Genomic DNA, 5,691 nt, shown 5'->3' with positions numbered 1-5,691 from the left:
GCGGCTCCCGCCACGACGTCGGCCACCTGCACCCTGGCGTCCAGGCGGGACTCGACCAGGCGCAGCCCGGCCAGCCCGCCCGCGATCAGACGCAGCTGGGCCACGCGCTCCTCGGTCAGCGTGGTCTGCCGGTCGTGCACGACGGTGACGGGCCGGCCGTCCTCGCCCCAGTACGCGACGGCCCTGACGATGGCCGGGATGAGCGGGTCGAGCGCGGGGAAGACGTGCGGGTCGGACAGCAGGCGCTCCCTGAACGACTCGAACCGCGGCCGGGCCCGCCACAGCAGGTCCAGGATCTCGCCGGCCCGGCCGCCGGCCCCGCGCAGATCGTCGACCAGGAGGAAGGTCTCCTCGACGGAGGTGGTGACGCCCTGGCCGTTCTTGGCGCGCAGCAGGTAGTTGAACGCGTCGAGGAAGGCCGCCCAGCGCGCGGGCTCCAACGAGTGCCGGCCCTCGTGGTAGAGGGCGACGGCCATGCCGGCGGCCTCGTGGTCGCCGGCGAGCAGCTCGGCGACCTTGCCGACGACGTGGAAGGTCTTGTCGGTCAGGAACACGTGCACGTTGCCGAGGATCGGGCCCGACGGGCCGAGCAGCCACCGCAGGGCCGCCCGGTTCTTCTCGCGCAGGATGTGGCCCGCCTTGAACTCGTCGGCCGGGGTGGGCGCCCGCTCACGCAGCTCCCTCATGCAGGCGTCGGCGAGCTCGGGGGCCATCAGAACGCTGGCGTGCGCGAACACGTCGGTGTTGCCGCCGACGAGTTTCTCGCCCTCCGCGCCGGATTCGTCGCACGCGATCTCGAGAGGTTCCGACACGGCTATCGAATGTATTCAATGAGCTGGTTTGTCCGCGAGGCAATTTCCGGCGCTCTCACAGCTGGGTGCGGGTGAACTGCTGGTTCTGGCCGCCGTTGCACGCGTACTGCTTGAACTGGACGTCGTCGGCCTGAGATGAGGAGGGCAGGTCGGCGCACTTGCCCGAGTGGCGCACCGCCAGCCGGGCCAGCGCGGCCACGTCGGTGTAGTCGGCGGTCAGCCGGTAGACGTGCAGGTCGTAGTTCTCGTTCGCGGCCGAGATCATGTACCCGGTGCCGTCGGTGTCGACGAACGCGGTGATGTCGCGCGACATGTGGCCGAGCGGGCGGAAGCTGCGCAGGTAGGTGTAGGCGCCGTCCACCGTGTTCGAGACCGCCACGGCCGCCCGCGCCTCGCCGTAGTCGCGGCCGTTCTCCTTGTGCATCCACATGACGAACTGGCCGGTCGAGGCGTTGTAGACGACCTTCGGACGCTCGATGTTGGCCACCTGCAGCTCGGCGGCGCTGGACTGGGTGAGCACGTGGTTGCGGAACTCCCAGGTGCGCAGGTCGGCCGAGCGGTGGGCGGAGACGTACCTGAAGGTGCCGTCGGCGTTGCGGTTCCCCCCGAACCAGTAGTAGTACGAGCCGACCTTGATCACGCCGCCGCCGTGGGCGTGCAGCAGGTTGCCCGACGTGTCGGTGAACTGGGCGCCGACCGGCACAGCGACGGGCATGGCCCGCGCCGCGGCGGCGGGCGGGAGCGCGAGTGCCAGGCACAGCCCGGCCAGGAGAGTCAGCACACGGGACATGGCCGCCTCACCATAAGACCGGCCGGGCGGGAGCGCTCGCGCCCGCCGCGGCGGCATCCGCGCACGTCGGCCGCTGAAACTTTCAGCTCCCCCCGGGTCAGCGCGCGGGCAGCCAGGCCAGGGCGGCGGTGGTCAGCGCCTCGACGCCCATCGGCAGGGTGGGGAGGATCTGGGGGGCGAAGAAGGGCGAGTGGTTGCCCGGCACGTCCTCCCGCAGGCGGCCCTCCCGCTCGGCGCGGGCGTACAGGTCGGGGTCGGCACTGCCCAGGCCCCAGAAGACGGACGGCACGCCCGCCGCGGCGCCGAACAGGCCGAAGTCCTCGCTGCCCATCAACGGCGCCATGTCCGGCACCCGCTCGGAGCCGAACCGGCCGTCGAACGCCTCACGCACCTTCGCGGTGGCGCCGTCGTCGTTGACGGTCAGCGGGAACGCGTTGAGCGTGCGGAACTCCGGCGGGCGTGGCGCGCCGGACGCGGCCGCCTCGGCGTTGACGACGCGCTCGACCGCGGCCAGCAGGGAGCGGCGCACCTCAGGGCTGAACGAGCGCAGGTTGATCGTGATGGACGCCTCGTCGGGGATGATGTTCTCCTTGTGGCCCGCGTGGATCTGGGCCACCGTCAGCACCGCCCGCTCGAACGGCGACACCTCCCGCGAGACGACCGTCTGCAGCCTCATGACGGTCGAGGCGGCCAGGACCACCGGGTCGACGGTCCGCTCCGGCTGCGAGCCGTGCCCGCCCCTGCCGTACAGGCGGATCTCCATGCTGTCGGCGGCGGCCAGGACCTCGCCGGGGCTGAGGAGCACCGAGCCCGCCGGGGCGGGGAAGACGTGCTGGCCGAGCACCACGTCGGGCGTGCCGGTCCGGTCGAACAGCCCGTCGTCCACCATGGCCTGCGCCCCGGCCGCGATCTCCTCCGCCGGCTGGAACAGCGCCACGAGCGTGCCCCGCCACTGGTCCCTGCCGGCCGCCAGCAGCCGGGCGGCGCCGCTCAGGCACGTCACGTGCATGTCGTGGCCGCAGGCGTGCATGACCGGCACCCCGTCGGGTGAGGTGGCGGTGCTCGCGTACGGCAGGCCCGTCGCCTCCAGCACCGGCAGCGCGTCCATGTCGGCCCGCAGCGCGACGGTCGGGCCGTCGCCGTTGCGCAGTACACCCGCCACGCCCGTGCCGCCGATGCCCGTGCTCACCTCGAACCCGGCCGCTCGGAGCCGGTCGGCCGCGATGCCCGCGGTGCGTTCCTCCTTGAAGGAGAGCTCGGGGTGCCGGTGCAGGTCACGGTAGAGCTCGGCGAGGTCGTCGAGCGCTGGGCCGTCCAGCCCAGCAATGATCTTGTCGATGGGGTCCTGGTCGCTCATGCCGGCATCCGTTCCAGTGCGATGATCTCTTCGACGAGGGTACGGCGGGCGGCGTCGCGCTGCTCGTCGGCGGGGGGTGTTCTGGGGAAATCGGGCGGCAGCTCGGCCAGGACCGCGGCGTAGACGGCGCTCCGGCGCGGGGTGCGGGCGGGGCGGTCGAGCCGGAACAGGGCGGCAACCAGGCGATCGACGGTGGCGGTGTCGAACACCGACTCCCACGCCTGCCGTTCGGGCCCGACGCCGGCGGCGGGCTCACCGTGCCCAGGGCGGTCGCGGCGGATCTTCGCCGTGCCCGGCTCGTCCACGGCCGGCGCGCCGCCGTCCCGATCCTCGAGCAGGACGCCGTACTCCCGCTCCGCGGCCTCGCGCGAGACCACGCCCCGCTCGACGTCCCGCAGGACCGCCTCCGGGTCCCTCGTGTACGGGTCGCCGTAGCCGCCCGCGCCCGAGGTCAGCAGCGTGATGACGTCGCCGGGCTCCAGCGGCAGTACATCGATCTTGAAGTGCCTGCGCTCGCGAGGCGTGCCAGGGTTGACGATCAGCTCAGTGGGCGCGCCGGGGCCGCCGCCGCGCACGCCCCATGGGCGGAAGCACATCCGCTCCAGCCCCCGGGCCAGCAGCTTCGAGCCCTCTCCGCGCAGGCGGAAGGTCAGCTCCAGCCCGCAGCCGCCGCGCCAGCGCCCCGCGCCGCCCGAGTCGGTACGCAGGCCGTACCTCAGGATCTCGACCCCGATCTCCGTCTCGACGGTCTCCACCGGGTTGTTGGACAGGTTGGAGATGCCGCTGTCGCGGCCGTCCACCCCGTCGGCGCCCTCGCGGGCCCCCGTACCGCCCACCATCGGCTCCAGGACCTGTACGTTCTGCCCGGCGCCGCGCTGCTCGGCGACCACGACCGGCACCACCAGGCCGCTGGAGGCCGCAGGCAGGACATGCGGGGCGGCCAGCCCGAGCGCGCCGCCGACGGCGTCGTTGACGCGGTTGGCCGTGGCGTGCCGCACGCCCACGGCGGCCGGGTGCACGGGGTTGACCAGCGAGCCCTCCGGCGTGGTGACGGTGATCGGCGCGATGAGCCCGGCATTGAGCGCGATGCCGGGGTCGAGGGTGCAGATGAGCGCGAGCACCCTGGTGGTGATCCAGGCGTGCGGCCGGCCCAGCGTCGCGATGTTGAACGCCGCGGCCACCTGCGGATCCGTGCCGGTGAAGTCGAGATGCAGGCCGCCCCCGCGCAGCGTCGCGGTCACCGACAGGCGGACCGGGATGTTCGAGACGGCGTCGTCGTCGAGGTAGTCGACGAAGCGGTGGGTTCCGTCGCCGAGCCCGGCCAGGGCGGCACGGGCCTTGCCCGCGGTGTACTCGACCAGGTCGCCCTGCGCGTCGAGCACCGTGCCCAGGCCGTGCTGGGCGATGACGCCGGCCAGCCGCTCCCCGCCGGTGCGCAGGGCGGCGCGCATGGCCCTGATGTCGCCCAGGTTGGCCTCCGGGGTGCGGCTGTTGGCCGTGATCAGCGCCTCGACGTCGCGGCTGGGCTCTCCGGCGCGGACGAGCTTGACCGGCGGGATCTGCAGGCCCTCCTGGAAGATCTCGTCGTTGATCGGCGACAGGCTGCTCGGCACCCGGCCGCCGATGTCCGAGCAGTGGATGAACGCCCAGCCGTACCCGACCAGCTCGCCCTCATGGAAATACGGCTCGATGAGCTGGATGTCCGTCAGATGGGTGGCCAGGCCGCCGGACCGGTACGGGTCGTTGGTGATGATCACATCACCCGGCTCCAGCGGGCCGGCGGCCCGCACGGCGGTCAGGACGTTCAGGCCGACGAAGCCGGAGACGCCGATGCCGCGCGGGTACGCCACGAAGCCGCCGTCCAGGCCGGCGAAGGCGCAGCAGAAGTCGGCGGTCTCCTTGACGTACAGGGAGCGGCTCGTGCGCTGCAGGGTGAGGCACATTTCCTCGGTCATGGCGCTGAGCCGGTTGCCGACGATCTCCAGGGTGACGGGGTCGAGCCGCACGTTCAGGCCTTCCGACGGAGGTGCAGGTTGCCGGTTTCGTCCACGTCGGCGGACCAGCCGGGAGGTACGACAACGGTGGTGTCGTCCTGCTCGACGATCGCCGGGCCGCGGAACGCGTCCCCCACGCCCAGGGACGAGCGCAGGTGGACGTGCGCGTCGTGCCATGCGCCCGCCAGCAGGACCCGCCTGCGGACAGCGGGTCGGGGCGCGCCCGTTCCCCGGGCCACGGCGGCGGGCGGCAGCTCGGCGACAGGGCCGACGACACCGAGCCTCGCGGTGCCGAGTTCGATGGGGGCGCTCTGGTCGCGGAAGCCGTACAGGCGCTCGTGCTCGGCGTGGAACGTCTCGGAGATCGCCTCGACGTCCAGCCGGTCCGGATCGAGGCCGACGCGCAACTCGTAGGCCTGGCCGGAGTAGCGCATGTCGGCGGAGTACGACAGCCGGCCGCCGCGGCCGGGATAGTGGTCGCCGTTCTGCTCGGCGAGCCACTCGTGGGCCTGGGCGGACAGTTCGGCGAGTACCTCGGTCAGGCGGGCGGCGCTCGCGGTGTCCAAGGGGCGGCGCAGGCTGCGGGCGAGGTCGCGGCGCAGGTCGGCGCCCGCCGCGCCCAGCGCGCAGAACGTGGCGGCCGTCGGCGGCACCACGATGTGGGCGATGCCGACCTCCTCGGCGAGCATGGCGGCGTGCGTCGGTCCCGCGCCGCCGAACGGCACGAGCGTGAACCGC

At 73.0% G+C, this 5,691-nt stretch carries 5 protein-coding genes; all 5 read right to left on the bottom strand.

Annotated features, from left to right (window positions below; translation table 11 throughout):
* The coding region (locus tag AB0J09_RS54515; protein ID WP_360710150.1) for a hypothetical protein at positions 1–812 on the bottom strand (812 nt) is incomplete at its 3' end.
* A 55-nt stretch (positions 813–867) separates the two neighbouring features.
* A complete protein-coding gene (locus AB0J09_RS54510) occupies positions 868–1,602 on the bottom strand; it encodes a family 43 glycosylhydrolase (RefSeq protein ID WP_360710149.1) in 735 nt (244 codons plus the stop codon).
* A gap of 97 nt (positions 1,603–1,699) precedes the next feature.
* Complete coding sequence (locus tag AB0J09_RS54505; RefSeq protein WP_360710148.1) at positions 1,700–2,959, bottom strand: amidohydrolase; 1,260 nt, start codon at positions 2,957–2,959, stop codon at positions 1,700–1,702.
* On the bottom strand, positions 2,956–4,965 hold the full coding sequence (locus AB0J09_RS54500; protein ID WP_360710146.1) for a hydantoinase B/oxoprolinase family protein: 2,010 nt from the start codon (positions 4,963–4,965) through the stop codon (positions 2,956–2,958). The genes AB0J09_RS54505 and AB0J09_RS54500 overlap by 4 nt, the downstream gene beginning before the upstream one ends.
* 2 nt (positions 4,966–4,967) lie before the next feature.
* Positions 4,968–5,691, bottom strand: a 724-nt coding sequence (locus tag AB0J09_RS54495; RefSeq protein WP_360710144.1) for a hydantoinase/oxoprolinase family protein, incomplete at its 5' end; no start/stop codon positions are given.

The sequence above is a fragment of the Nonomuraea sp. NPDC049784 genome (assembly GCF_040659615.1).
GTDB lineage: Bacteria > Actinomycetota > Actinomycetes > Streptosporangiales > Streptosporangiaceae > Nonomuraea.
This window is presented reverse-complemented; position numbering and strand designations above follow the sequence as displayed.